We start from the raw sequence: 25,792 nt of genomic DNA, 5'->3' as shown, positions 1-25,792 counted from the left end.
AAATATGCTTTTAAAATTTTTCTATAAAATGGGTCATTGCCATTAAAACATTCTCAAATATAACAGCAGATTCAGGGTTTCCGGCTCGCAACTCATTCTCATAAATAACCGCCAGCTCATATCCTGAACTAAGATTCAATATACTTATTTTATGTTTCAGTTTATGTACATCTTCGGCAGATTTCAGATAATCCTTATTTTCTAGATGTGTTTTATAGCGTTTTATTTCCTGCGGAAGCTCTTCTTTTATAATCTCCAGTAATTGTTGTACAAGTTCATCGCTATCACCTGCAATTTGCTTTATTTTCTCTAAATCAGGCTTTTCTGTCATAATTTTTTAGGTAATGTAAAATAGAATGTTGTGCCAGTATTTAATTTAGATTCCAGCCAAATGGCTCCTTTGTAAAATTTTATAATCTTTAAAACTATAGATAGTCCTATACCCTTAGATTTAAAGTCATTTTCTAAAGTTTGAAACGGCTGAAATATTTTATCAAAATAATTAGCTTCTATACCCATACCATTATCTGCAATACTAAACTGAAAAAATGCATCTAGTTCTACAAAATCTACGGTAATAGTACCTAATTCTTTATCATTATACTTTATAGCATTCTGAATCAAATTCTGAAACAGCTGCTGAAAGCGGTATGAATTACCGGAAACCACGGGTAGTTTACTAGTGACATTAATTTTAAAATTATCTGGGATATTCATATTTGCGATTAAACGCGACAACATATCGTCTAAATCTACTTTATAAGATTCTCCCTGATTTTTATCTATACTTGAATATTCAAGAACACCTTCAATTAAACTATTCATATGTTCAACGTGCTCTAGAATTAAATTCAGATTAACCCCACAATTATCGTCATAGACACCTTTATAGTCTTCAATAATCCAGCTCGTAAGCGCATTAATACTATTTAAAGGTGATTTTAAATCGTGTGAAACTATGTGTGCATAATCATTAAGCTCCTTATTTTGTCTTTCTAGTTCTGCTAATAATTTATCGCGTTGCTCATTTGAAGATATAATCTCACGAGTTTGATTATCTATGATGCGAGCAAGTTCTAAACCGTCGTGAGCTGCATCTATTTTATCTGTACTGTTTGCAGGTGTATTGTTATTACCATATTGATGAAGTGTAGCTATAGTTTCAGTAAGACTTTTAATAATCTCCTGCTGCTGGCTCATCTCTTTTTTAAGACTGAGATTAGCTGCAGAAAGTTCGTCTGAACTTAAGGACATGGCGCGTTGTACCATTACCAACTGCTCCTCATAATTAGTATAAGAACTGTCTACAGCATTTAAAAATGAATCGAGTTCTGCGTCAACTTCTATACCCTTACTTGATAAGTGCTTGCGTATTTGCCTGTTTAAAAGTGTATTCATCTATTCACTTATTAAGGTTAAGGTCATCGTCTGGTTGTGCAATTCACATTGATTATTATCTGAGAACGGCGCCATCTCCCCATAGCTGTAGAAACCACTTACAACTGCCTGCTTTCCTATAACTTCAATAACTTCTTCTACCTCTTCTTCTACGCGTTGATGCATCACTAGTTTGCGACCTACACAACTAACAAGAATTGCCAATTGTGCACTAGATTTGCGGTTTTTAGTGGCTTCTTTTGCAGCCTCACAGGCACCATCAATTATACCATCTACGGTAGCCATCATTAGCTTAACCTTTGAACCTTCAGGAACATCACCAGCTAAAATCATTGTGTTTTCTGCTTCATCAATAGTTAAGATGGTACGTACTAATGGTCTTTCTTTTAATTGTGATTGTACACTTAAAGGATAAAATAAAGAAGATGTAGGTAGCTCTGCAGCTTTATCGCCTAAATATGATTTGTAAAGATCTAGCGCCGGCTTATGATCTAATTCATAAAGAACATTCCCTTTAGATTTAGTTATAATACGTTCTGGACCAAAGGGAAACCATCCCCCATAATTTGCGAAGCTTATTTCTAGGCTTTCTCCATAAAGTGCGATCCCTATAATTTCTCCTTCTGCAGCAGGCTTGTTATAGCCCGCAAGTGTTTTATTAAATCGTGCATCATCACCACAAAGCCCACCAGTTATAGCGACCTCATCTGGTAAAACACTTTCTATGCCTTTAATAAGCTCACTACCATTTACAAAACTTCCTTCAGAAATTACAAAAATATGTTTAAGATCTTTTTTAACAACATTTTGAAGTAAGGCCTTTCCCGCAACAACCGCATCTTTATTATGATTGAGTATGTTTTCTGAAAGTATTTTGAAAGAAGATTTCTCAAACTCTATAGCCGTATATGCCAGACCACCATCGTTTACTTGAGAACCCAATATTTCGCCAGCTGTAGAGCCAAAAATTAAATGCCCATCAGGAAACAAATCTCGCATTTTATTAAATATTGATTCATCTTCAAGCACATATCTGTTAGCAAAAACGAGTACCAGCGGGTACTTCAAATTTAGATCCCCGTTTAAGTGACTCCAATTACCGGCACTGTCAAGACTTCCTTGTTTAATTCTCATCGCTAACTTTTTTTAAGACTAAAGTAAAAAGTACTCCCAAGCTTTGGTGTACTCTCAACCCATATTCTACCATTATATAAGTTGACTATTTTCTTGACAATAGATAGACCTATTCCTGTTGATTCTTTATGATCTGTAAGAGATTGAAATATATTGAAAATCTTATCGTGATACTTCTCTTCAATACCAATACCATTATCTTTTACTGCAAATATGTAAAATTCTGAATCTTCCTGATACAGTATTTCAATGACCCCTTCTTCTTTATCACTATATCTAATTGCATTTCCTATTAAATTCTGAAAAACCTGCTGAAGTCTTGTTCTATCAACATTTATCGTAGGTAAATTTGCAGTTGTAACTATTTTAATATGCTCTGGTACAAAGATTAATTCTTGTATATCTCTAATAATAGCATTTACATCTGTATTCTCATCTTTAATGCTTTCAATCTGAATACTACTATAATTTAAAATTCCTGAAATTAGGTTTTCCATCTTTTCTAATGTACTTTCCAGGATATCAAAATTTTCTAAACTTTGAGCATCAAGAACAGCTGCATTGTCTTCTTTTATCCAACTTGCTAATGCATTAATACTGCGTAAAGGGCTCTTTAGATCATGTGATACTACGTGTGCATACTCTTCTAATTCCTGATTACTTTTCTCAAGCGTTTTTAAAAGTGCTTCTTTCTGTAGCTCCAGGTTTTTTAAATCGGTAATATCAAGATGTATACCTATACTACCTATGAGTTTACCATTAATATCAAAATTAGGAGCGCCACTTATTAACCAGTTACGGCGTTCTCCATTTTTAATGATAGCTTCAACTTCATAAGAATCAGAAATTCCATTAGAACGCACCGTATTTTTGTCTTTAATTATAGTAGCATTCTTGTCTCTTAGAAATAGATTTGCAGCCTTTTTTCCTAAAAGTTCTTCTTCGCTGTAACCACTAAGCTCGCAAAAACTTTGATTTACCATTAAAATCTGATCTTCAACATCAACCTCGAGTAAGCCCAAATTCATATTTGCGATAATGCTACTGTACTTTTCTTTTTGTTTTTGAAGATTGTCTTTATAACGTCTGTTAAGTGTTACATCTGTATAGCTCCAGAGGTGTCCTTTATATTTGTGATTAGAATAAACCGGAACAAAATCGCGTGAAAATATTCTTCCATCATTGAGAACCAGCTCGTCACCAGTAACTAATTGACGATCTTCTAAAATTTCAGATATGCGATTAATAAATTCTTCGGGATTTTTAAATAAATCTTTTGTTTGCTCTGCCGCATTTTGACAATCTAATCCTATCATAGCCTCAGGAGTCATAGGCACACTAAACATTTCACAAAACATAGGGTTTGTAAGTACTACCTTTCTGTTTTCATCTTCTAATAAAATCCCACTTTGCAACTTCAGAATTAGAGCAGATAGTCTGTTTTCAGATTCAATAAGTTTTTCTTGTGCTAAAAGTTCTTTAGTAACATCTTCTATGGTAACTACTTCCTGCCGTAATCTAAAATCATTGTGATCTTTTACGCTACTTACATTAATCTTTGTGGTTATAATCTCACCTAAGTTTGTAATATATTTGATCGTGGTTGTAAAAGACTCTAGATCACCTTTGTGTAACAATTCGCTCTTTTCTTCGTAATCAGATTGCTCTGCTGCAACAGTTATTGATTTGAGACTTTTTCCTAAAATATTTTCTTCGGTATAACCTAATATACGTGTAAAACTGGCATTGCAATGATCTATGAGACCATTTGTAGTTAATGCAATACCTAGCGGGGAGCTGTTTACAATAAACTCTAACTGACGCTTTTGTTCTTTTATTATTTGAGCTTTTTTCTCTTCTGAAGTGATATCTCTCACGATTCCCTGAGCAGCGACAATATTCCCATTTTCATCACAAATTACACTTGCGTTTATATGTACAAGGCAGTTTTTCTGTTCTTTAGTAACAATGGTGATTTTAAAATCTGTAATGTTACCGGTCTTGAGAAGTATTTTAAAACTTTCTGCAACTTTACTCGTTTCTGTAGGTGGAACCAAATTAGGTAAGAAAACGGTTTCAATAGTAGCATCATAACCCAGAAGTCTTACAGCTGCACTATTCATTTTTAGTACATAGCCTTCTAAGTCTATAACAACGTAGGCATCAACCAGACTTTCAAATAAGCCTTTTAGCTCAGAGTTTTTCTGATAAATAGAAGATTGTAAGCGTTCATTTGATTTTTTAAGTTCTTGAGAAATCAGATACAATTCAGATGATTTTGCTTCAAGAATACCTTCAGCCATTTTGCGAGCTGCACGCTCTCTGTCAATAATACGTTTATAAACCTCTAGATTTGATGTTTCCATTTTTTCTTTCGATAAAAAATCTTACGTGTGTGCCGTCTTCTTTGAGTTTCTCTAATCGAATATTAAAATCTATATTGAAAAAATTAAATGTTTCATGCATTAAACCCAAACCAAAACTATACATGGCACGACTAGATAGATAGTCTAAAGTTAGTGTATTTTCTGACTTTTCTAGGGTTTTAAAGGTAGGTAATTGCGCATCAGGGTAAATTTTGAGTACTTCAACGTGAATGTGATCTTCAATTGAAGCTAACATCTCTATAGGATCTGAATAGCTTTCTAAAAAACCGGGGTAACTGGATTTAATTACAGTAAAAAAATGCTGGGCATAGGTATACAGTAAATCGTCTACAGACAATTGCGTTCGACTACTCAACTCGGTGAGTAAACTAACCATCTCTCCAAATTTATAGGTGCCTACTGCCGTATATGCACCACCAGATTCTAAATTTGAAGCTACAATGATATCATCTACCATTTGTAAACCAAACTTTAATTCGACAAGTTCTAAGAACTCAGTAAATACAACACCTTTCATTATATATGTATAAGCTCGTTAATACTCCAATAGGCTAGTAAACTCTCGATCTTCTCAACATAATCATCGTATTTAAGTGGCTTTAAAACATAACCGGCAATACCTATCTCATAACATTCTTTAACATCGTTATGATTATTTGAAGTTGTAAGAATAACAGTTGGGATATATTTTAAATAAGAATCATCTTTTAAAATTCTTAAAAATTCAATACCATTTATTTTCGGCATATTTAAATCTAAAAGAATAAGATCTGGCAAATTGCTTTTATCTTGTAAAATTGTTAGGGCCTCTTCCCCATTTTTTGCTTCTACCAGATGATGCTTAAGATCACTTTTGCTCAAAACGCGCTTCAGCTTCATAACTTCTATACGATCATCTTCAATAAGAAGAATAGATAAAATACGTTTTTTCATTTGGCAGCGGTATATTAATATCCTGTTATCGAGTAAAGTTGCAAAAAAGTTAACCTTAGAACACCCGAAAAACGTTGACCGTATACTTAACTATAGACGAATAACCTTTAAGTGTAGTTGAATGGTTAATACTTGTATTTTTTAACCATTGCTAAAGTATTGAATTGCTCATTAATGCCCGGGTAAAATCTGCTATTTAATTGAGATTAGGTATTGAGCTTTTTAAAATATTCTCGTGCACGTACCATTACTTTAGGTGCTAAAATTAAAGTGGTTAGCATAGTAGGTATTGCCATTAGCGCAAAAAATGTATCAATTAGATTAATCATTAAACTCAAAGAAGTAGTCGCTCCTAGCAAAATACTCCCAATGTAAAAATAATTATAGATGTGTTTGTACTTCGTTCCAAATAAAAAGGAAAGACATTTTGTACCGTAATAAGAATAGGAAAATAATGAGCTTATACTAAAGACAGCTATGCAAATTAATAATACATATGCTCCAAAACCCGGCATAGCATCAGAAAATGCTTTTGCTGTAAGACTTACGCCATTTGCTTCACTTGTTTTCCAAACACCTGTAACAAGAATACTTAAGGCGGTAAGTGTACATACAATTATAGTATCTATAAAAGGACCCAACATTGCTACCAATCCTTCACGTATAGGTTCATTTGTTTTAGCTGCGCCGTGTGCCATAGGGGCCGTGCCTATACCAGCTTCATTAGAGAAAGCACCTCTGCGAATTCCTAAAACAATTAGCGCCCCTACAACGCCACCAAACATGGGATCTCCTGTGTAGTTATTAGCCGCAAAAGCATCTGTAAAAATGAGCTTAAAGTATATAGGTACTTCCGAAGCATTAATAAAGAGAATTGCAAGAACAGCAATAAAATAAAGACCTACCATAACCGGTACAATACGCGATGCTGTTTTGCTTATTCGGTTTAAACCTCCCAAAATTACCACTCCCGTAATTGCTGCAAGTATAAGACCTATAGTCAAATCTGTAGTAAAACTCTTTGTAATACCATTAGGTACGAGTAGAATATCGTTTATCGCCTGCGTAAGTTGGTTAACATTAAAAACCGGTAACGCGCCTACCAGACCCGCTATACTAAATAATACAGCAAGTGGTTTCCAGGCTTTGCCTAAACCTTCTACAATAAAGTACATAGGACCGCCTTGCACTTCTCCTGCATCGTCTTTACCTCTATATAAGATAGCCAGTGTGCAGGTAAAAAATTTGGTACTCATTCCTACTAATGCACTCACCCACATCCAGAAAACAGCCCCCGGACCTCCTATGGCTATGGCTACTGCTACACCGGCAATATTACCCATGCCTATGGTAGAAGAAAGTGCGGTCATTAGTGCCTGAAAATGGCTTATCTCACCAGGATCATCAGGATTATCATACTTACCACGCAAAACATTAATTGCGTGACCAAAATATTTGAAAGGAAGAAAACGCGAATATATAAGTAAATAGGTACCCCCACCTATTAACAAAATTAAGAGCGGAAGTCCCCATACAAATGATGCCGCTTCAGAAAAAAAATTGTTGAGTCTTTCCATATTTGATATAAAAAAACCGAAAAGAGAAAATAGCCTTTTCGGTTCATTAATTTTTTATTTATCTACTAAAAGAAATCAACTATTAAGATAACTTAAGACATTATCTTCTATACGTTTATCTATATTTGAGAGGTCTGCTTTTACAAATGGTTCTCCTGTAATATTCTCATACAACTCTATATAGCGTTCAGAAACTGTTTCTATATAAGCATCGCTCATCACGGGAAGCTTCTGTCCTTCTAATCCTTGAAAGCCATTGCTAATTAACCACTGGCGTACAAATTCTTTAGAAAGCTGTTTCTGCGCTTCTCCATTTTTTTGACGCTCTTCATAGCCTTCAGCGTAAAAATATCTTGAAGAATCAGGTGTATGTATTTCGTCAATTAAAACAATTTTACCATCTACAGTTTTACCGAATTCATATTTAGTATCTACTAATATAAGACCTCGATCAGCGGCAATTTTGGTACCGCGTTGAAATAATTTAGAGGTATAATCTTCTAGAACTGCATAATCATCTGCTGATACAATACCGCGTTTTATTATATCTTCTTTGGAGATATCTTCATCATGATCCCCCATTTCAGCTTTAGTTGCCGGTGTGATGATAGGAGTAGGAAATTTGTCGTTTTCCTTTAATCCTTCCGGTAGTGCAACACCGCAAAGCATGCGCTTTCCGGCTTTATATTCACGAGCAGCATGACCACTCATATAACCACGAATAACCATTTCAACTTTAAAAGGCTCGCATTTTTTGCCTACAGCCACATTAGGGTCTGGAGTTGCTTCTAACCAATTAGGAACGATATCCTGAGTATCGCGCATCATTTTTGTGGCGATTTGATTTAAAATTTGGCCTTTATACGGGATTCCCTTTGGCATAACTACATCAAAAGCGCTTAATCGATCTGTAGCGACCATTATTAATAAATCATTTTCAAGACTGTAAACTTCCCGTACTTTACCTTTATAGACGTGCGTCTGACCGGGAAAATTATAATTGGTATCGGTAATAGTTTTATTTGACATAAAGTATGAGTAGGCTAAGTTTTAATCTCTGTTTTCTATTGCTTTATATGCTGCTATAACCTCTTTTACAAGACGGTGACGTATTACATCTTTATCATCAAGGTAAATCATACCTACACCGTTAACATCCTTAAGTACGAGCAACGCTTCTTTTAAACCACTAATTACACGTCTTGGTAAGTCTATCTGGCCGGGATCACCGGTAATCATAAACTTTGCGTGTTTTCCCATACGTGTTAAAAACATCTTCATCTGGGCGTGGGTAGTGTTTTGCGCTTCATCTAAGATTACATATGCATTGTCAAGCGTACGACCCCTCATAAATGCCATGGGTGCAATTTGTATCACCCCTTTTTCAATAAAGCTCTCTAGTTTTTCGTGAGGTATCATATCACGAAGTGCATCATATAAAGGTTGCATATAAGGATCTAATTTTTCTTTTAAATCTCCTGGTAAGAAACCTAGATTTTCTCCCGCTTCTACAGCAGGACGTGTAAGAATAATACGCTTTACCTGCTTTTCTTTAAGTGCTTTAACTGCTAATGCAACAGCAGTATAAGTTTTACCTGTACCTGCTGGTCCTATCGCAAAAACCATATCGTTTTTACGTGTAAGGTCTACCATTTTACGCTGGTTAGCAGTTTGTGCTTTAATAAGTTTACCGCCTACACCGTGCACAAGAACCTCACCACTTGCCGGCGATGTCTCATAATCTGCCCTGCTGTCGCTGGTTAAAACCCGTTCAATGGAGTTTTCGTCAAGCTTATTGTATTTAGCAAAATGCTCAAGAAGCATTGTCATGCGTTTATCAAACTCTTCTAAAAGATCTTCATCACCGTAAGCCTTAATATTATTACCTCTTGCGACGATTTTTAATTTTGGAAAGTACCTTTTAAGCAGCTCAATATTTATATTATTTTCACCAAAAAAATCTCTTGGTGTAATCTCTGAAAGTTCAATGATAAGTTCGTTCAAAAGCGGAAGAATTTTATAAAGAAACTAGTTAATTATCTTTAGTTTTGTGTTTAACAAATGTAACTAAAATTAGTAACTCTAGCCTTTAAAAATATCAACAAAACCGCCTATGCCCATTATAACATTAACCACAGACTTCGGCTTAAAAGATCATTTTGCCGGTGCGGTTAAAGGCGCTATTTATACTGAAATGGCCGATGCCAAAATTGTTGATATCTCACATAACATATCACCTTTTCATATAACAGAAGCCGCATATATTATACAAAATGCCTATCGCAATTTTCCTGAAGGCACCATTCATATTATAGGTATAGACTCTGAGCAAACACCAGAGAACAAACATATCGCTGTAAAACTAGACGGCCATTTTTTTATATGTGCAAATAATGGGATTATGTCTATGATAACGCGCACTATTGTTCCTGAAGAACTGGTAGAAATTAATATACACGACCGTATTAAAACAAATTTCACAGAACTTGATGTTTTTGTACAAGTCGCTTGCCATATTGCTCGTGGCGGAACTTTAGGAGTTATAGGTAAGCCCATAAAAGAAATACGCGCTATTACAGGCTTAATGCCGGTTATAAATAATGAACAAAAGCAAATTATAGGTAATGTTATTTATGTAGATAACTACGGAAATGTAATCACAAATATCACACGCCGCTTATTTGACGAAGTTGGCAAAAGCAGAGCTTTTACAATTCAGGCACGCCGTGCCCATTTTAAAAAAATTTATGACAAGTATAGTGATGCCATAAATTTTGACATCGAAAAAACAAAGCGCGAAGAAGACGGTAAAAAAATTGCGCTCTTCAACTCCTCAGGTTATTTGGAGCTTGCGATTTATAAAAGCAACCCCAGCACGGTAGGCAGTGCCTCTACCCTTTTTGGTCTCGATTACAGAGATACCATAACCGTAATTTTTGAATAATTCTAGTTTTATATTATGATTGTACGCCTTGTTAAAATGGAATTTAAACCTGAAGAAATTGAAAATTTTAAAATTCTTTTTGAGGGTGTAAAAGAACACATACGCAGTTTTGAAGGCTGTAAATTCTTAGAGCTTTTAAATGGCACTGATAATAAAACTATATTTTTTACGCACAGTTATTGGGAAAGTGCTGAAGCACTTGAAACGTATCGAAAAAGTGAACTTTTTAAAACTACCTGGGCAAGGACCAAAGTTCTTTTTAACGCTAAACCAGAAGCCTGGAGCGTTGAAAAATTCGTAACTTTACAGTGATACTACTACGGTATTCAACAAAATCTATAAATTATATTAGCTAATTACAGGAATTATGCAATATATAGCTAATTTAAAAAAAATTAATTAATGAAAAATATAGCTGTAATAGGTGCCGGTACAATGGGTAATGGCATAGCTCACACTTTTGCTCAAAACGGATTTAAAGTTAACCTCATTGATATTTCTGAAGATTCTTTAAAAACAGGAATTCAAACCATAACAAAAAACCTAGACAGGCAGGTTTCTAAAGAACTTATTGATGAAGCTAAGAAAAATGAGACGCTTCTAAATATAGTGCCATTAACCCAGCTTGAAGAAGGGGTTAAAGATGCAGATTTAGTTGTTGAAGCAGCAAGCGAAAACCTAAATGTCAAACTTGATATTTTTAAGAAACTCGAAGAATTCTGTAAGCCATCTACAATTCTTGCAAGCAATACTTCTTCAATATCAATTACACAAATCGCCGCAGCAACCAAGCGTCCTTCTCAGGTTATAGGAATGCATTTTATGAACCCTGTGCCCGTTATGAAGTTAGTTGAGATTATTAGTGGCTACAGCACTTCTAAAGAAACTCTGAGTACTATTATAAAATTATCTGAACAGCTAGGTAAAAACCCTGTTGCGGTAAATGATTACCCCGGCTTTGTAGCAAACCGAATTTTGATGCCTATGCTTAATGAAGCTATAGAAACGCTTTATAATGATGTTGCAGGGGTTGCAGAAATCGATACCGTTATGAAACTAGGTATGGCACATCCTATGGGACCGTTACAATTAGCAGATTTTATTGGTCTTGACGTTTGTTTATCTATTCTTGAAGTGATGTATGACGGTTTTAAAAACCCTAAATATGCGCCTTGCCCCTTACTTGTTAATATGGTACGTGCAGGTAAATTAGGTATCAAATCTGGTGAAGGTTTTTATGACTACAGTGAAAGCAGAAAAGCAGAAAAGGTTTCAGCACAGTTTACATAATTTGAGCACTAACAGGTCTTAATAAGCATATTTTGAATTTACTACAGAAGCCTCATAAAATCTTTATGAGGCTTTTGCGATTTAAATGTATTTAAGATTAATTGTCAACTTTATTTTTATTTAAAAAATAAAGTTTCAATAAACTGAAGTACCTTACTTACTATAAATATCATTTTGAATTTATAAATGCCAACAATGCGCTCCCAGTGCAATTGCTTACCTTTACAAAAAATAATCATCTTTTTTTATGCCTTCAATTTCTGAAAATTTAAAGATTATAAAACAAACTTTACCAGAACACGTCACCCTGGTTGCCGTATCTAAGACAAAGCCAAATGAGGATTTACAGGAGGCTTATGATGCAGGACAACGCATTTTTGGAGAAAATAAAATTCAGGAAATGACCGATAAATGGGAGTCGCTTCCTAAAGATATTGACTGGCATATGATAGGTCACGTACAAACCAATAAGGTGAAATATATAGCACCGTATATAGGTCTTATACATAGCGTAGATCGATTGAAATTATTTAAAGAAATAAACAAGGAAGCTGAAAAAAATAATAGAACTATACGTGTTTTACTTCAAATTAAAATAGCAGAAGAAGATAGTAAATTTGGTATGAAACCCTCTGAAGCACAAGAACTATTGACGGGTGATAAACTAAAGACAAATTACCCTAATATTGATGTAGTAGGTCTTATGGGAATGGCATCTTTCGTTGATGATGAAGATCAACTTAACCGTGAATTTTCAGAATTAGAAAAAATCTACACGCAATTTAAAGAACAACATAACTTTACTACATTATCTATGGGAATGAGCGGAGATTATAAGTTAGCAATTAGCCACGGCAGTACGATGATACGTATAGGAAGTGCTATTTTTGGAGAACGTAATTATAATTAAAAATACTGGAATACCGTATTTTAAGATAGATGGCTATTTATGTATGCAATACTCGATTTAGAGACTACAGGAGGAAAATATAATGAAGAAGGGGTTACAGAGGTCGCTATCTATAAATTTGACGGTCATCAGGTTGTAGATCAATTTATAAGTCTTGTAAATCCTGAGCGTCCTATACAATCTTTTGTTGTAGGTCTTACCGGTATTAACAACGAGATGTTGCGTAATGCACCTAAGTTTTTTGAAGTTGCTAAACGCATTATCGAGATTACTCAAGACTGCATTCTAGTTGCCCACAATGCTCAATTTGATTATAGAATCTTACAGCTTGAATTTGATCGTCTGGGATATGATTATCAACGTAAAAGTTTATGTACTGTAGAATTGTCTCAAAGCTTACTTCCCGATCAAGAAAGTTATAGTTTAGGAAAGCTAGTTAGAAACCTGGGCATACCTATTACAGATCGGCACCGTGCTAGTGGTGATGCATTAGCCACGGTAAAACTGTTTAAACTACTTTTAGCAAAAGACAGTAAGAAAACAATAATTCAAGAAGCCATAAAGCTTAATCCAAAAAAGAAAATAGATACTAAACTACGGGATTTAATTGCAGAAACACCCAGCACAACCGGTGTTTATTATATGCATAATACAAATGGTAAAATCATTTTAATAGGCAAAAGCCGAAACATAAAAAAACGCGTTACGCAGCATTTTACAAATGATAATCGCAAATCAAAACAGATTCAGGAAGATGTACAGGCAATTAGTTATGAAGAAACTGGCAGCGAACTTATCGCTCTTTTAAAAGAAAACGAGGAGGTTAAAAAAAACAAACCGCTTCACAATCGCACGTATCGCAGGTTAAAATTTAAAGCCCAATTAGTAAGCTTTATAGATGATCAAGGTTATATAAATCTAAGTATTGAAAAAGCCGATGCACGCAAAGAGAGTATAGCAACATATGCCACTGCGCACGTTGCTAAGACAAATTTGGAGCGTATAATAGAAGAGTTTAATTTATGTGCAGCAAAAACAAATCTCAATACGCAAAAAGATAGATGCACAGATAAAAGCTGCAGCGGCGCCTGTTTTGAAGAAGAAAGACCCGAAGAATATAATATACGTGCAAATGAATTTATAAATTCGATAAGTTTTAAAAACCGTAGCGTTGCACTTATTGATCGCGGTAGAACTTCAGATGAGCGCAGTCTTATATTAATTGAAGATGGTAAGTTTATGGGTATAGGCTTCTATAATTTAAATTTTCAGCTAAATAACCCTGAAATTTTACATCGTATTATTACTCCCATGCACGACAATCTTGATGCTAAACACATTATACAAAGCTACTTGCGCGTTAAAAAAATAATAAAAACAATTGACTTAAATCAATTAGCAAACTAGATGAAAGCAATTAATAGTATTTTATATACCATTAGTTTAGCTGCCTCAATATTGTCTGCTCAGGAAGTGCAGAATACAGAAAAAATTAACTTACTAAAAAGTGAATCTATCACTGAAATATGTTGTGTTTTTGAGAAAAATTCGAACAGACCGTCCTTTATTTTTCTTAATTGCTAATGTCCAAAAATATAATATTACAGAAGCTGATTTTCATCAAATAAAACCAGATTAGATTAAAGCTACCTCAACTTTAGAAAATAAAAAGAAATCTCTAAATTCTATCTTGATAAACTCGATATAATTGAAACTACATATTAAAATTAATACCATTTTTGACACAAGCTGCTAAACATACCTGGAAATCAAAAATACACGAGGTCATCTACGAGGCAGACACGCCTGCAGGGAAAATATTTGATGTAATACTACTTATACTTATTTTATTAAGTGTAGTTCTCGTTATGCTAGAGAGCGTTGCAGATATGCAAATTAAATACGGTACCTATTTCTATATTGGTGAATGGATAATTACAGTCTTTTTTACAATAGAATATATCCTACGGGTAATTTCGATAAGAAAACCCTCTGCTTATGTTTTTAGTTTTTATGGTCTTATAGATTTTATATCAACTATACCTCTTTACCTATCATTCTTCTTTGTAGGTACAAACGCCTTACTTACTATACGTGCACTACGATTGTTACGAGTTTTTAGAATACTCAAAATAACCAGATACATAGGTGAAGGAAATAAATTAACCAAAGCTTTAAAAGACAGTCGTCCTAAAATTTTGGTTTTTCTATTTGCCGTTATGATTTTATCTGTAATCGCAGGCACCTTAATGTATATTGTTGAAGGTCCCGAACACGGTTTTAAGAGTATTCCTGTAAGTGTTTATTGGTGTATAGTCACATTAACCACTGTTGGTTTTGGCGATATAGCACCAGTCACAGCATTAGGACAGTTTATAGCGATGATCATAATGGTTTTAGGTTATGGAATAATAGCAGTACCTACCGGCATAGTAAGTGCAGAGATGGCTAAAAAAGATACTGTAGAACCTGACCAAAAAAGTTTACGCTTGAATACTCAGGTTTGTCACAACTGCGGAGCGCGAAAACATCAGGACGAAGCGCAATATTGCCACAAATGCGGAAGTAGTTTGCATTATGATTAAAACATTAATAGCTGTTGTAGGGCCCACCGCAATAGGCAAAACAGCCTTATCAATTCAACTGGCTCAATATTTTAATACTGAAATATTTTCGGCAGATTCAAGGCAATTTTTTAAAGAAATGACCATTGGTACTGCTGTACCTGATACCCATGAACTCGCAGCAGCTAAGCACCATTTTATTCAGCATATCTCAATACATGAAACTTACAATGTAGGTTTGTTTGAACAGGAATGTATTGAAAAATTAAATACTTTTTATGCATCACACAACGCTGCTATTTTAGTAGGTGGATCTGGCTTATATGTAGATGCTGTGCTAAATGGATTAGACCACTTTCCTGAGGTTGAACCGCAAATTCGACCTAAATTAATACAGCTTTTAAAAGATAAAGGTATTGAAGCTTTACAGGAAGAGCTTTTATTAAGTGACCCCAGGCACTATGCCTCAATAGATTTAAATAACAAGCAACGTCTTATTAGAGCTTTAGAAATTTGTAGAGGCACTTCTAAACCCTACTCTTCGTTTTTGGCAAAAAATACAGTAAGTAGAAGTTTTCAATCTTTAAAAATAGGATTGAATGCAGATCGTGAAATTATATATGATCGAATAAATCAGCGAGTAGATCTAATGATTGTAAATGGTCTTGTGGAAGAGGCTGAAAAGCTATATCCACTCAAACATCTAAATGCCTTGCAAACTGTAGGCTACAGAGAATTATTTAGCTTCTTTGATGGCAACTACGATCTAGCTACAGCCATTGAAGAAATTAAGAAAAATACCAGACGTTTTGCTAAAAGACAGTTAACATGGTATCGCAGAGATAAATCTGTGTTATGGTTTGATTACAAAACACCTCTCGAAGAAATTATTACTGTAATAAAAGATAAAACGCCTCTTCATTAAGAGGCGTTTTACAAATACCACTATTTTTTCTCTTCGTCACTTTTAACAACAAGGCGGAAACCTTCACCATGTATGTTAAGTATTTCTACAGTATCGTCACGCTTTAAATACTTACGTAATTTTGCGATGTAAACATCCATACTTCTAGAAGTAAAGTAGTTATCATCTCTCCAAATTTTTGTAAGTGCTAATTCACGAGGCATTAAATCATTCTCGTGTAAAGCTAAAAGACGTAGCAATTCATTCTCTTTTGGAGAAAGCTTTATTTGCTCATCTTCTTTATATGTAAGGAAACGTAATTTTGAATTTAAGAAGAAACCACCTATCTGGAATTCAAATTGTTTACTGTCTGCTACAGAATCTGTTGCCTTACGCATCATGATTGCCTTAATTTTCATTAAAAGCACTTCACTATCAAAAGGTTTATTTAAATAATCATCTGCGCCTACTTTATAGCCTTTAAGAACATCTTCTTTCATTGCTTTAGCAGTCAAGAAAATAATAGGCACATCTTCATTTTTTTCGCGTATTTCTTTTGCAAGAGTAAAACCATCTTTATATGGCATCATCACATCTAGGATACAAAGATCAAAGTCGTCTTTTTTGAACTTCTCAAATCCTTCCATTCCATTTTTTGCATGAGTTACATCGTAGTCATTCATTGAAAGATAGTCTTTCAATACAGTCCCAAAGTTGGGATCGTCCTCTACGAGTAAGATTTTCTTGTTTTCAGTTTCCATTGTTTAAGATATTAGTGGTAGTTTAATTATAAAGGTACTGCCTTTGCCTTTTTCGCTCTGTACCCAGATTTCACCTGCGTGATCTTCTACCATACGTTTTGCATATGCAAGACCCAGACCGTGCCCTTTTACATTATGTATATCGCCAGTGTGCTCGCGATAAAATTTATCAAATATTTTCTTTTGTACTTGTTTTGTCATCCCGTCACCCTGATCTTTAATTTTAATCAAAATGAAGTTCTTTAAATTTTCTGTATAAATATCTATTTTAGGTACATCTGTAGAATATTTTACAGCATTATCAAGAATATTCACCAGCACATTTGTAAAATGTGACTCATTAGCCAAAACAGAACTTTTTAAAGCGCCCAGATGGGTCTTTATATAACCCTGACGGTCTTCAACTATTAGCTCGATATGCATTATTGCATCTTCGATTAAATCGTGAAGCTTTAAACGTTCTTTTTTAATGTCAAGCTCGTTTTTCTCCAGTTTTGAGATACGTAATACATTTTCAACCTGAGCATGCATTCTTTTATTCTCTTCCCTAATCATACCCATATATCGGGTTAATGCTTCAGGATTTCCATTTATTTTTGGATTCTTAATCGCGTCAAGTGCAAGGTTTATTGTAGCTATTGGCGTTTTAAACTCGTGCGTCATGTTATTGATGAAATCGGTTTTGATTTCAGAAATTTGGCGCTGTTTCACTAATTGCTGAAGTGCGCTGCTATAGGCGATTACAATAATTAATGTAAATAAGATACTCAAACCGCCCATACCTATTACAGAAGATACTACATACTTTTTCTCTCCCGGAAAATTAGCAACTAACTGGTAATCACTATTTCCTTCATCATCTGCAAAAAGGGGAACACTAAAGTTCTGATCTGGTGATTGAATATCAAATTCTTCAGAACGCACATTAGTAACTAGATTGTTACTGTAGATGGCGTATTCAAAATTTGTCTCCATATCCCGTTCAGCAAGCTCCATAGTAAGTAGACGTTCTAATTCTTTAGTATCTACACGCTTGTGAATAGGTATTTTGCGAGTTATATACATAACCGCCTGCTCAATATTATAACGTTCAATATCACTCAAATCAGACATTCTGGTAAAAATCGTAGTACGGTCTACCTCTGCCTTATCTAAATCATTTTTATCTATAATCTCTGTGTACTGTCTTTGAAGATACTTTTTAAACTTAATGCTATCTACTTCGTAATCAAGAATAGGTGCACTTAGTTTATAATCCTGCTCTACTATACTATTTCTAAATACATAAGACTCGTTAGTGATAGAATCTTCTTCTTTATAAATTAGATCGTATAAACTAACATCGTCTGGAATTCCCAGACTGTCACGCATTTTTAAAACAGGATTATACCACGTGTTAACTTCCTTAATCTGTATGTCACGGGCCACAGTATTAAGCACTTGCTTCGCATTAAAACCAAATTGACCACGTTTTGCTTCTATGCTATTTGAAATCCAGTAACCCTGTACAAATATAATGCCTATGAGGGATAAGCTCATCAACACAACAAGTAGCACAAAGAGTTTTTTATTCATATGCCCAAATGTATGATTTTAACATTTAGGGGTTAATTGGTTTAACCAAATGTTAACAAGAATAACCTATGTATTTATAGGTGCTGCCAAGAGTTGAAGGTGTATTTCTGAAACCCTTTTTTTACTAATCTCGAGATCTATGTTCTCAATTACGAAATCTGCTAATGGAATTTTTTTAAAGTCATCCCACTGTTTATCTATTCTATTCTTAATTTCTTCTATACTCGTTTGATCTCTTTCTAAAATACGTTGAATACGTATATCTTCTGGAGCCGTAACTAAAATGACGAAATCACACAACGACTGTGTGCCATTTTCAAAAAGAATAGCCGCTTCTTTTAGAACATAAGGTGCTTCTTGTGCGTCACACCATTTTTCAAAATGCGCCCCTACTGCAGGGTGTACAATTTTATTAAGTTGCTCTAGTAATTTTGAATCTTTAAAAACCTTTGATGCTATATATTTACGGTCGAGCGTATTATTTATATAAGCTTTATCACCTAGAAGATTAATGATTTGACCTCTTAATGCGTCAGTATTCATTAGTGTTTTCGCTTCTTTGTCTGCATAATAAACCGGAACATAATAACGCTCATTAAAATAACGAGCTATGGTACTTTTACCACTTCCAATACCTCCGGTAATTCCTACGATTTTCATTTAACTAATAAATATTGAACTGTGCTTTCACTTATACGAACGTCTCTAACGAACGCCGGTATCTCTATAACCTGCGGAGTTAAGGAGGTAGAGAGACTATCTGCCTCATCAAAATCTACAACCACTTTAAAATCTGAAGATTTCACCCGATCGTAATTTGTAACATTCACATTAAAAATTACATTTATACGCTTTGGAAAAACTTTTGCAGAAACCTGGGGCGGTACATTTATTAACTGAAGCGGTACAGACACAGAACCTTCAGTAAATTTATCTACATATAAATTATAGCTGATTGCGTTAGGTAGTAATTCTACATTGGGTGTTTTTTTAAATAAATGCAAAGAAACACTGCCTTCTTTAGATGCTCTTACATCTTCAAAAACTTCAGCACTCGTAAACACCTTCGTTATTGTATCTACTTCAGACTCGGGTCCTCTCACCGTAATACTGTCTGGTTTAATTTCCATTCCCTGAAAACTACCATAACCCGGTGCATAGCTAATTTCAAATTTAGATACTACAGGTACACGTTTGTCGTAATTTCTATCTAAACTAAAAAAAACTGTATCCGGTTCAAATTCTGTTATTTCGCTACCGCTAAGACTTCCTTTTAAAGCATCACTTTCCGCGGTGAAAACATAGTAAGATTTATCACCTTTTTTTGGTAAGTCTGATAAGTCAATAGGAAAAGCCTGTGAAAAAAATCGGTATTTAAAATAATCATAACCACTTGCTGTACCAGTTACTTTAACTGATGTTGTCGAGCTTTTTTTGAGAATGTAATCTTCAGAAAGATTCTGAAACGTTAATGGTATTTTAACCGTAAAACTAAAATTACGATTCAATTTTATCATTATCGAAATAGCAGCAACCACTAGAAATATGGTCAAAAAAACCCGAAGGTTTGAATTTCTATTGTGCTTTTTTTTATCTGACATATGATTACTTATTAATACTAAAATTACTCAAAAAATAAGTGAGGATACTTTTTGCGAGGGTCCTTTTTAAGAAATCGAATATGATAAGTTGACTCTGCAAAAGCAAAACCATATCCCATAAACTGAACTAAAACAGCCCATACTGAAAGTAACCCCACCATAAGACTTTTGTTTTTTATCGTAGAATCTAAGGCTATAAAAACAAAATATATAGCAACAAGACAAATAGGAATATAAAAACGCGTTAGTGCGAGAATAAAAGCTACTAGTAATCCCAGCGTAAATAGACTGGGAAACCAGAAGGTAAATTTAGAACTTTGTGGATGCCAGGTTGTGAGAATAGGTCTTACCAAGCCAAATTTACGTACTTGATTGTAAAACTTAGCCCACGATATACGGCGTTTGTGATATACAAAAGCCTCGGGCATTAATTGAGATTTAAAACCAAGACCCCACAACCTTATAGTTAAATCAGGGTCTTCACCGGGATGTATTTTACCAAAACCACCCGAAGCCTCAAATGCTATTTTTGAAATACCCATATTGAAACTACGTGGTTCAAAACTGGAAGAAGCTTCTTTTCTACCTCTTATACCTCCAGTAGTTAGTAATGAAGTCATTACATAATTAATAGCTTTTTGAAGTGCTGTAAAACCTTCTTCAGCTGCATCTGGACCTCCAAAAAAGTCTGAAAACTTTTTAATTAGATTGTCTTCCACGCGCTTCAAATACCTTTCTGGTAATACGCAATCACTATCTAAAATAAGAAAGTAATTGCCTGTGGCACGTTGCATCGCGTAATTACGTGAATCACCAGGACCTGTATTCTCTTTTATAAAATAGGCTATGTTTAAATCTGAATATTCCTCAATAACATCTTCAGAGGTTTCTATAGAACCATCTTCAACTATAACAATCTCAAACGGTTTTGTGAAAGTTTGTGTTCGTAAACTCTGCAACAACTCCTGTACCTCCTGAGGTCTGTTGTAAACCGGTACTATTATTGAAAAACTTAAATTCATCAAACTAGGTGTTTATTCTAAAAAGGTATCATCAAAAACAGAGGATATAAAAAATGCCCGAAAGTTTTACTTCGGGCATTTTTTATATAATATTCAGAATTTACTTTTGCTCGTTGACAAAGGCTTCCATTACTTCATTACTCACACCCATATTGCTAAATCCACCATCGTGGAATAAGTTTTGAAGGGTAACTTTTTTAGTAAGATCAGAAAATAAAGTGATTGTATAATCTGCACATTCCTGAGCTGTAGCATTACCTAACGGACTCATTTTTTCTGCATATGCAATAAAACCGTCAAAACCTTTAACTCCCTGTCCTGCTGTCGTAGGAGTAGGTGATTGTGAAATTGTATTTACACGTACTTTCTTATCGCGACCAAAGAAATAACCAAAGCTACGTGCAATACTTTCTAAATATGCTTTGTTATCTGCCATATCGTTGTAGTCTGGGAAAACGCGTTGCGCGGCCATATAGGTCAATGCAACAATACTTCCCCATTCACTCATAGCATCTTGCTTATAAAGAACCTGCATAGTTTTGTGAAAAGACATCGCGCTTACATCTGTTCCTTTTTGAGTCCAATCATAATTCTGATCTGTATAATGACGACCTTTACGCACGTTTATAGACATTCCTATACTGTGTAGAACAAAATCAAGTTTCCCACCTAATTCTTCAACGGCTCCTGCCACTAATTTTTCAAGATCTTCAACAGATGTTGCATCTGCAGGTATAATTTTAGAACCTGTTTTTTCTGCTAATTTGTTAATGCTACCCATACGCATAGCGATAGGAGCATTTGTTAAAACAAAAGTTCCCCCTTCTTCGTGAACGCGCTCAGCTGTCTTCCAAGCAATTGAATTCTCATCAAGCGCTCCAAATATGATACCTCGTTTTCCTTTTAATAAATTATAGGACATAATCGTTGTTTAATTTAAGTGGTCAAATATACTATTTAATTAATTGAGTAGTTGTCTTGCGTGGTCAAAAGCAGCATCAGAAGATGCTTTTCCGCCCAGCATTTCTGCCAACTCTGCAATACGTTGATCCTGATCTAAAACCCTGATCCCCGTTGTTGTTTTATGTTGTTTATCTTCTTTAAATACTTTTAAATGATGCGCTCCCTGCCCTGCTATCTGTGGTAAATGGGTGATGCTTATAAGCTGCATGCGATTACCCATAGCTTTCATAATATGTCCCATTTTTAAAGCAACTTCACCACTTACACCGGTATCTATCTCGTCAAAAATTAATGTAGGTAAATGTGCATAATCACTAAGAACAGACTTTATAGCAAGCATAATACGTGATAATTCTCCTCCAGAAGCGGCTTTTTTAAGCTCTTGCGCCCGCATTCCTTTGTTTGCCGTAAATAGAAAATGAAGCTGATCTTTCCCATTGTCTAAAAATGACGGACTATTTGTTAGACTTACCTCAAAACGGGCATTAGGCATTCCCAAATTAAAAAGTATCGTTTGAAGCTTTTCTGTTAATGGCTTTATAGTTTTAGTACGTTTACTTGTAAGTTGTACCGCTAGTTTTTCTAACACTAATTGAGCCTGAGCAATTTCTCGTTTTAGTTTAGCAATATCTTGATCCAGGTTATTTAGAGACTGCACTTCATCATCAAGCGTATCTCTTATCTCAATAAGCCCTTCAACACTATCAACCTGATGTTTTTTCTGAAGATCAAAAAACAACTTCAACCTGCTTTCAAGTCGGGCTAATTCTGTAGGATCTCCTTCTGTATCTGCAGCAAGGTCATTTATACTTTCTGAAACGTCATCAAGTTCTATAGTCACTGCCTCAAGACGCTCACTTAATTCTTTAAGTTTAGGACTAAAACCAGACAACTTAGACAAACGTACTTTAGCAGAAAGCAACATCTCATTTACGCCAACCTCTTCCCTACTCAAAATTTGATAAGCCTCTGCAAGGCCATCCGTAATTTGCTCAACATTATTCAACGTATCGTGGGCTGATTCAATGATTTCCTGCTCCCCTGGTTTAAGATTTGCAGCAAGTAATTCTTCAAGTAAAAATGATTTATATTCTTCTTCTTTTTGAGCTTCCTCTTTCTGCTTAGTAAGCTTTTTTAACTGACCTTCCTTTTTTCTAAAACCAGAATAAAGCTCTGTATATGCACTCAAAGTTTCTCCATTTTCGGCAAATGCATCTAAAACTTGAAATTGAAAGTCAACATCTGTTACTTCTCTCGTCTGATGCTGACTGTGAATATCTACAAGACTCAAGCCCAAAGCAGATAATTGATTTAACGTGACTGGCGTATCATTTACAAATGCCCGGCTTTTACCACTCGCTAAAATTTCTCTGCGGATAATGGTTTGAGGCTCAAAGTCGAGGTCTTCGGCAGCAAAGAGAGTTTCTAAATTATAAGTAGTAATGTCAAAATGCGCTTCAATGACACATTTTTCATCAGGATTACCTATACTACTTATATCTGCTCGCTTACCTAAAATAAGACCCAGAGCTCCCAGAAGTATAGATTTACCGGCCCCCGTCTCACCGGTAATTACCGTAAACCCATCATTAAATTTGAGATTTACCTCTTCAATTAATGCGTAGTTTTTTATGTGTAGTGAATTGAGCAATTAAAGTATTATTTAGTTTTTTTTAACTGAAAATAGATAGGTAAATATAGGAGAGAAAATTACGACAATCAAAGAATTTAAGGTGTCTCTTATAATTTGATTTGTTGCCAGTAAGACGACTTAGTTGGAGCTACTTTATTTAAAACTGTCACAAGATTACTCACATTAACTTGCGGCCCACCAGAAAACATACTCGCAATCTCTTCTGCCTTCGTATCAAAGAAAACACGTGATAAAAAGTTGTTAGGTCTGTTTGCGTAAAGTTGATTAAAAAGCTGTAAGGTAACGGCTATAGATTGCTTCGCTTCTTTTGTATTATCTGCCATATAGTCAAGACCATTTTTATGATACGCATAAAGCGCATCTGAAAACTCTCTAAAATTAGGAGACAATAAATCTTGATTTAGTCTGTATCTTGATTGCGTGCCACTTTGAGCAGACCAGCCATCACTAACCTGTTGTTGTGCGGTATTTACAATACGCTTTGCCTCTTCAAAATAAGGCTCCCCACCACCTAACTCGTAAGTACTCGCGTCAAGACCTATAATGGTGTAGGCATAAAAAGAAAGCACTGAAATAAGGTTTGAATCAAAGTTGTTAGGATTATAGTTTAAAGGCTGAAACTCTGTATATCTAAAATTAAACTGCTTGTCATTAAAATTAAAAACCGGCGTATTATATGTTGAATTATAAACCGGTCTTGAGGATTGTATTTGAACCGAAGCTGAGAATGAGTCTGAATTTATATTAGAAACGATTATTACAAGACTACAATCTATACGCTCCTGCTGCTTTACATTAAGATCTGTCCACGTGGTGTTATTCATAAACTCGGTAAGCTCACTTTTTAAAGTTCTAAAAACCTGAAGATTGCTTTGCCCCGTTTGTTCTGCATTAATTGTAACCGAACAATTAAGCTCCTGTGCATGTAAACCAATGCCGCAAAAGAGAAAAATAACAATCAGTTTATACATGAATTTCTTTTAGAATTAAATTAAGTAAGTCTTCTGCAACCTCGGTTTTTGTCTTTAAATTCTGAGGCAAAACAGTACCATCCTGTTTTATGAAAGTTACTTTATTTGTTTCGGTTTTAAACCCTGCTCCGGTATCATTTAACGAATTCAAAACAATTAAGTTTAAATTTTTTCTTTGCAGTTTCCCTTTAGCATTATCAACTTCATTTTCGGTCTCTAATGCAAACCCAACCAGAAATTGATTTTTTTTAACCGAACCCATATATGCTAAAATATCTTGAGTAGGTTCCAGATTAATTACCAGCGCACTTTCTTTTTTCTTAATTTTTTGATCTGCAACACGTGAAGGTCTATAATCTGCCACTGCAGCTGCCGCAATAGCAATATCAACCTGATCAAATTTATTAGTCACAGCATCAAACATTTCACCTGCTGAAGTAACCCGAATAGTAGTAATCAACTTGCTTTTTGTTTGCAGGTGTGTGGGACCGGTAATCAAAAAAACTTCTGCACCTTGTCGTGCTGAAGCTTCTGCTATCTCAAAGCCCATTTTACCACTACTATGATTTCCAATAAATCGAACAGGATCTATAGCTTCATAAGTAGGACCGGCAGTAATAAGCAGTTTTTTTCCTTTTAAAGGTAATTTACTTAAGATATCATCTTCAATAAATCGCACGATATCTTCAGGCTCAGCCATTCTACCCTGTCCCTCCAATCCACTGGCAAGTTCACCACTAGTCGCAGGAATCATAATATTTCCGTAGCTTGTTAAGGCTTCAAAAGAGTGATGCGTACTGGGATGTTTGTACATGTCAAGATCCATTGCCGGGGCAAAATATACAGGACACTTAGCAGATAAATACGTAGCAAGTAAAAGATTGTCACTTGCTCCTGAAGTCATTTTAGAAAGGGTATTTGCTGTGGCCGGGGCTATAACAAAGAAATCGGCCCAAAGGCCGAGTTCTACGTGATTATTCCATACCGCATTCTCGTTGTCATCGCTGACAAACGTTGAATACACCTCATTTTTTGATAGCGTAGAAAGCGTTAAGGGTGTTACAAAATCTTTAGCCTCGGGAGTCATAATGACCCGTACCTCTGCCCCAGCTTTGATAAAACCTCTAACCAAAATAGCTGCTTTATAGGCAGCTATTCCGGCGGTTACACCAAGTAAAACCTTTTTTCCGCTTAATACAGACAT

Annotated in this window: 25 protein-coding genes; 7 read left to right on the top strand and 18 right to left on the bottom strand. The window is 34.9% G+C overall.

Annotated elements, in window-relative coordinates; translation table 11 throughout:
- Positions 1-10: 10 nt before the first annotated feature.
- From ACIGAM_RS04895 to ACIGAM_RS04855, 9 genes are all read right to left on the bottom strand, one after another.
- Positions 11-331, bottom strand: a complete 321-nt coding sequence (locus tag ACIGAM_RS04895; RefSeq protein ID WP_396510339.1) for an Hpt domain-containing protein — start codon at positions 329-331, stop codon at positions 11-13.
- Complete coding sequence (locus tag ACIGAM_RS04890) at positions 328-1,398, bottom strand: ATP-binding protein (protein ID WP_396510338.1); 1,071 nt, start codon at positions 1,396-1,398, stop codon at positions 328-330. Before ACIGAM_RS04890 ends, ACIGAM_RS04895 begins: the two co-directional genes overlap by 4 nt.
- On the bottom strand, positions 1,399-2,532 hold the full coding sequence (locus ACIGAM_RS04885; protein ID WP_396510337.1) for an FIST signal transduction protein: 1,134 nt from the start codon (positions 2,530-2,532) through the stop codon (positions 1,399-1,401). It abuts the gene before it with no gap.
- 2 nt (positions 2,533-2,534) lie between these two features.
- Complete coding sequence (locus tag ACIGAM_RS04880; protein ID WP_396510336.1) at positions 2,535-4,898, bottom strand: PAS domain S-box protein; 2,364 nt, start codon at positions 4,896-4,898, stop codon at positions 2,535-2,537.
- Entirely contained in the window at positions 4,870-5,436 is a 567-nt protein-coding gene (locus ACIGAM_RS04875) for a heme NO-binding domain-containing protein (RefSeq protein WP_396510335.1), read from the bottom strand. Before ACIGAM_RS04875 ends, ACIGAM_RS04880 begins: the two co-directional genes overlap by 29 nt.
- Positions 5,436-5,852 (bottom strand): response regulator, encoded by a 417-nt coding sequence (locus ACIGAM_RS04870; RefSeq protein WP_396510334.1) that lies wholly within the window; start codon positions 5,850-5,852, stop codon positions 5,436-5,438. Before ACIGAM_RS04870 ends, ACIGAM_RS04875 begins: the two co-directional genes overlap by 1 nt.
- Positions 5,853-6,058: 206 nt before the next feature.
- A complete protein-coding gene (locus tag ACIGAM_RS04865; protein WP_396510333.1) occupies positions 6,059-7,429 on the bottom strand; it encodes an alanine/glycine:cation symporter family protein in 1,371 nt (456 codons plus the stop codon).
- 75 nt (positions 7,430-7,504) lie between these two features.
- Positions 7,505-8,458, bottom strand: coding sequence for a phosphoribosylaminoimidazolesuccinocarboxamide synthase (locus ACIGAM_RS04860; protein ID WP_396510332.1), 954 nt, complete (start codon positions 8,456-8,458; stop codon positions 7,505-7,507).
- Between the two features lie 21 nt (positions 8,459-8,479).
- The gene (locus ACIGAM_RS04855; protein ID WP_396510331.1) at positions 8,480-9,433 is read right to left on the bottom strand and encodes a PhoH family protein; all 954 of its coding nucleotides are present in this window, start codon (positions 9,431-9,433) and stop codon (positions 8,480-8,482) included.
- 109 nt (positions 9,434-9,542) lie between these two features.
- Between ACIGAM_RS04855 and ACIGAM_RS04850 the strand changes: the two genes are divergently transcribed.
- From ACIGAM_RS04850 to miaA, 7 genes are all read left to right on the top strand, one after another.
- The gene (locus ACIGAM_RS04850) at positions 9,543-10,373 is read left to right on the top strand and encodes an S-adenosyl-l-methionine hydroxide adenosyltransferase family protein (RefSeq protein ID WP_396510330.1); all 831 of its coding nucleotides are present in this window, start codon (positions 9,543-9,545) and stop codon (positions 10,371-10,373) included.
- A gap of 15 nt (positions 10,374-10,388) precedes the next feature.
- Complete coding sequence (locus ACIGAM_RS04845) at positions 10,389-10,685, top strand: putative quinol monooxygenase (RefSeq protein WP_396510329.1); 297 nt, start codon at positions 10,389-10,391, stop codon at positions 10,683-10,685.
- A gap of 90 nt (positions 10,686-10,775) precedes the next feature.
- Positions 10,776-11,663, top strand: coding sequence for a 3-hydroxyacyl-CoA dehydrogenase family protein (locus tag ACIGAM_RS04840; RefSeq protein ID WP_396510328.1), 888 nt, complete (start codon positions 10,776-10,778; stop codon positions 11,661-11,663).
- Positions 11,664-11,910: 247 nt separating this feature from the next.
- Complete coding sequence (locus ACIGAM_RS04835; protein WP_396510327.1) at positions 11,911-12,573, top strand: YggS family pyridoxal phosphate-dependent enzyme; 663 nt, start codon at positions 11,911-11,913, stop codon at positions 12,571-12,573.
- A gap of 39 nt (positions 12,574-12,612) precedes the next feature.
- Complete coding sequence (locus ACIGAM_RS04830) at positions 12,613-13,980, top strand: exonuclease domain-containing protein (RefSeq protein ID WP_396510326.1); 1,368 nt, start codon at positions 12,613-12,615, stop codon at positions 13,978-13,980.
- A gap of 332 nt (positions 13,981-14,312) precedes the next feature.
- Positions 14,313-15,158, top strand: a complete 846-nt coding sequence (locus ACIGAM_RS04825; protein ID WP_396510325.1) for an ion transporter — start codon at positions 14,313-14,315, stop codon at positions 15,156-15,158.
- A complete protein-coding gene (gene miaA, locus ACIGAM_RS04820) occupies positions 15,151-16,062 on the top strand; it encodes a tRNA (adenosine(37)-N6)-dimethylallyltransferase MiaA (protein ID WP_396510324.1) in 912 nt (303 codons plus the stop codon). The genes ACIGAM_RS04825 and miaA overlap by 8 nt, the downstream gene beginning before the upstream one ends.
- Positions 16,063-16,082: 20 nt before the next feature.
- Here the strand turns inward: miaA and ACIGAM_RS04815 are convergent, their stop codons facing one another.
- The 9 genes from ACIGAM_RS04815 to coaBC all read right to left on the bottom strand — a co-directional run bounded on the left by ACIGAM_RS04815 (position 16,083) and on the right by coaBC (position 25,792).
- Positions 16,083-16,802 (bottom strand): response regulator transcription factor, encoded by a 720-nt coding sequence (locus tag ACIGAM_RS04815; protein ID WP_028375682.1) that lies wholly within the window; start codon positions 16,800-16,802, stop codon positions 16,083-16,085.
- Positions 16,803-16,805: 3 nt separating this feature from the next.
- Positions 16,806-18,377, bottom strand: a complete 1,572-nt coding sequence (locus tag ACIGAM_RS04810) for a sensor histidine kinase (RefSeq protein WP_396510323.1) — start codon at positions 18,375-18,377, stop codon at positions 16,806-16,808.
- A 66-nt stretch (positions 18,378-18,443) separates the two neighbouring features.
- Positions 18,444-19,037, bottom strand: a complete 594-nt coding sequence (gene coaE / locus ACIGAM_RS04805) for a dephospho-CoA kinase (RefSeq protein ID WP_396510322.1) — start codon at positions 19,035-19,037, stop codon at positions 18,444-18,446.
- On the bottom strand, positions 19,034-19,978 hold the full coding sequence (locus ACIGAM_RS04800; RefSeq protein WP_396510321.1) for a CdaR family protein: 945 nt from the start codon (positions 19,976-19,978) through the stop codon (positions 19,034-19,036). Before ACIGAM_RS04800 ends, coaE begins: the two co-directional genes overlap by 4 nt.
- Before the next feature lie 23 nt (positions 19,979-20,001).
- Positions 20,002-21,000, bottom strand: a complete 999-nt coding sequence (locus ACIGAM_RS04795) for a glycosyltransferase (RefSeq protein ID WP_396510319.1) — start codon at positions 20,998-21,000, stop codon at positions 20,002-20,004.
- Between the two features lie 100 nt (positions 21,001-21,100).
- Positions 21,101-21,922 (bottom strand): enoyl-ACP reductase, encoded by an 822-nt coding sequence (locus tag ACIGAM_RS04790; RefSeq protein ID WP_396510318.1) that lies wholly within the window; start codon positions 21,920-21,922, stop codon positions 21,101-21,103.
- 39 nt (positions 21,923-21,961) lie between these two features.
- The gene (gene recN / locus ACIGAM_RS04785; RefSeq protein ID WP_396510317.1) at positions 21,962-23,614 is read right to left on the bottom strand and encodes a DNA repair protein RecN; all 1,653 of its coding nucleotides are present in this window, start codon (positions 23,612-23,614) and stop codon (positions 21,962-21,964) included.
- An 89-nt stretch (positions 23,615-23,703) separates the two neighbouring features.
- Entirely contained in the window at positions 23,704-24,588 is an 885-nt protein-coding gene (locus ACIGAM_RS04780) for a DUF4835 family protein (protein ID WP_396510316.1), read from the bottom strand.
- Complete coding sequence (gene coaBC, locus ACIGAM_RS04775) at positions 24,581-25,792, bottom strand: bifunctional phosphopantothenoylcysteine decarboxylase/phosphopantothenate--cysteine ligase CoaBC (RefSeq protein ID WP_396510315.1); 1,212 nt, start codon at positions 25,790-25,792, stop codon at positions 24,581-24,583. The genes ACIGAM_RS04780 and coaBC overlap by 8 nt, the downstream gene beginning before the upstream one ends.

This window comes from Leeuwenhoekiella sp. NPDC079379, assembly GCF_044542075.1.
Lineage (GTDB): Bacteria > Bacteroidota > Bacteroidia > Flavobacteriales > Flavobacteriaceae > Leeuwenhoekiella.
Note: the sequence above shows the minus strand (reverse complement) of the source record. Positions and strands in the feature narration are given on the sequence as shown.

Excerpts from the sequence above, each read along its gene's own strand:
- ACIGAM_RS04895 (WP_396510339.1), bottom strand. The coding sequence starts at position 331 with ATGACAGAAAAGCCTGATTTAGAGAAAATAAAGCAAATTGCAGGTGAT.
- ACIGAM_RS04890 (WP_396510338.1), bottom strand. The coding sequence starts at position 1,398 with ATGAATACACTTTTAAACAGGCAAATACGCAAGCACTTATCAAGTAAG.
- ACIGAM_RS04885 (WP_396510337.1), bottom strand. The coding sequence starts at position 2,532 with ATGAGAATTAAACAAGGAAGTCTTGACAGTGCCGGTAATTGGAGTCAC.
- ACIGAM_RS04880 (WP_396510336.1), bottom strand. The coding sequence starts at position 4,898 with ATGGAAACATCAAATCTAGAGGTTTATAAACGTATTATTGACAGAGAG.
- ACIGAM_RS04875 (WP_396510335.1), bottom strand. The coding sequence starts at position 5,436 with ATGAAAGGTGTTGTATTTACTGAGTTCTTAGAACTTGTCGAATTAAAG.
- ACIGAM_RS04870 (WP_396510334.1), bottom strand. The coding sequence starts at position 5,852 with ATGAAAAAACGTATTTTATCTATTCTTCTTATTGAAGATGATCGTATA.
- ACIGAM_RS04865 (WP_396510333.1), bottom strand. The coding sequence starts at position 7,429 with ATGGAAAGACTCAACAATTTTTTTTCTGAAGCGGCATCATTTGTATGG.
- ACIGAM_RS04860 (WP_396510332.1), bottom strand. The coding sequence starts at position 8,458 with ATGTCAAATAAAACTATTACCGATACCAATTATAATTTTCCCGGTCAG.
- ACIGAM_RS04850 (WP_396510330.1), top strand. The coding sequence starts at position 9,543 with ATGCCCATTATAACATTAACCACAGACTTCGGCTTAAAAGATCATTTT.
- ACIGAM_RS04845 (WP_396510329.1), top strand. The coding sequence starts at position 10,389 with ATGATTGTACGCCTTGTTAAAATGGAATTTAAACCTGAAGAAATTGAA.
- ACIGAM_RS04840 (WP_396510328.1), top strand. The coding sequence starts at position 10,776 with ATGAAAAATATAGCTGTAATAGGTGCCGGTACAATGGGTAATGGCATA.
- ACIGAM_RS04835 (WP_396510327.1), top strand. The coding sequence starts at position 11,911 with ATGCCTTCAATTTCTGAAAATTTAAAGATTATAAAACAAACTTTACCA.
- ACIGAM_RS04830 (WP_396510326.1), top strand. The coding sequence starts at position 12,613 with ATGTATGCAATACTCGATTTAGAGACTACAGGAGGAAAATATAATGAA.
- miaA (WP_396510324.1), top strand. The coding sequence starts at position 15,151 with ATGATTAAAACATTAATAGCTGTTGTAGGGCCCACCGCAATAGGCAAA.
- ACIGAM_RS04815 (WP_028375682.1), bottom strand. The coding sequence starts at position 16,802 with ATGGAAACTGAAAACAAGAAAATCTTACTCGTAGAGGACGATCCCAAC.
- ACIGAM_RS04810 (WP_396510323.1), bottom strand. The coding sequence starts at position 18,377 with ATGAATAAAAAACTCTTTGTGCTACTTGTTGTGTTGATGAGCTTATCC.
- coaE (WP_396510322.1), bottom strand. The coding sequence starts at position 19,037 with ATGAAAATCGTAGGAATTACCGGAGGTATTGGAAGTGGTAAAAGTACC.
- ACIGAM_RS04800 (WP_396510321.1), bottom strand. The coding sequence starts at position 19,978 with ATGTCAGATAAAAAAAAGCACAATAGAAATTCAAACCTTCGGGTTTTT.
- ACIGAM_RS04795 (WP_396510319.1), bottom strand. The coding sequence starts at position 21,000 with ATGAATTTAAGTTTTTCAATAATAGTACCGGTTTACAACAGACCTCAG.
- ACIGAM_RS04790 (WP_396510318.1), bottom strand. The coding sequence starts at position 21,922 with ATGTCCTATAATTTATTAAAAGGAAAACGAGGTATCATATTTGGAGCG.
- ACIGAM_RS04780 (WP_396510316.1), bottom strand. The coding sequence starts at position 24,588 with ATGTATAAACTGATTGTTATTTTTCTCTTTTGCGGCATTGGTTTACAT.
- coaBC (WP_396510315.1), bottom strand. The coding sequence starts at position 25,792 with ATGTCTGTATTAAGCGGAAAAAAGGTTTTACTTGGTGTAACCGCCGGA.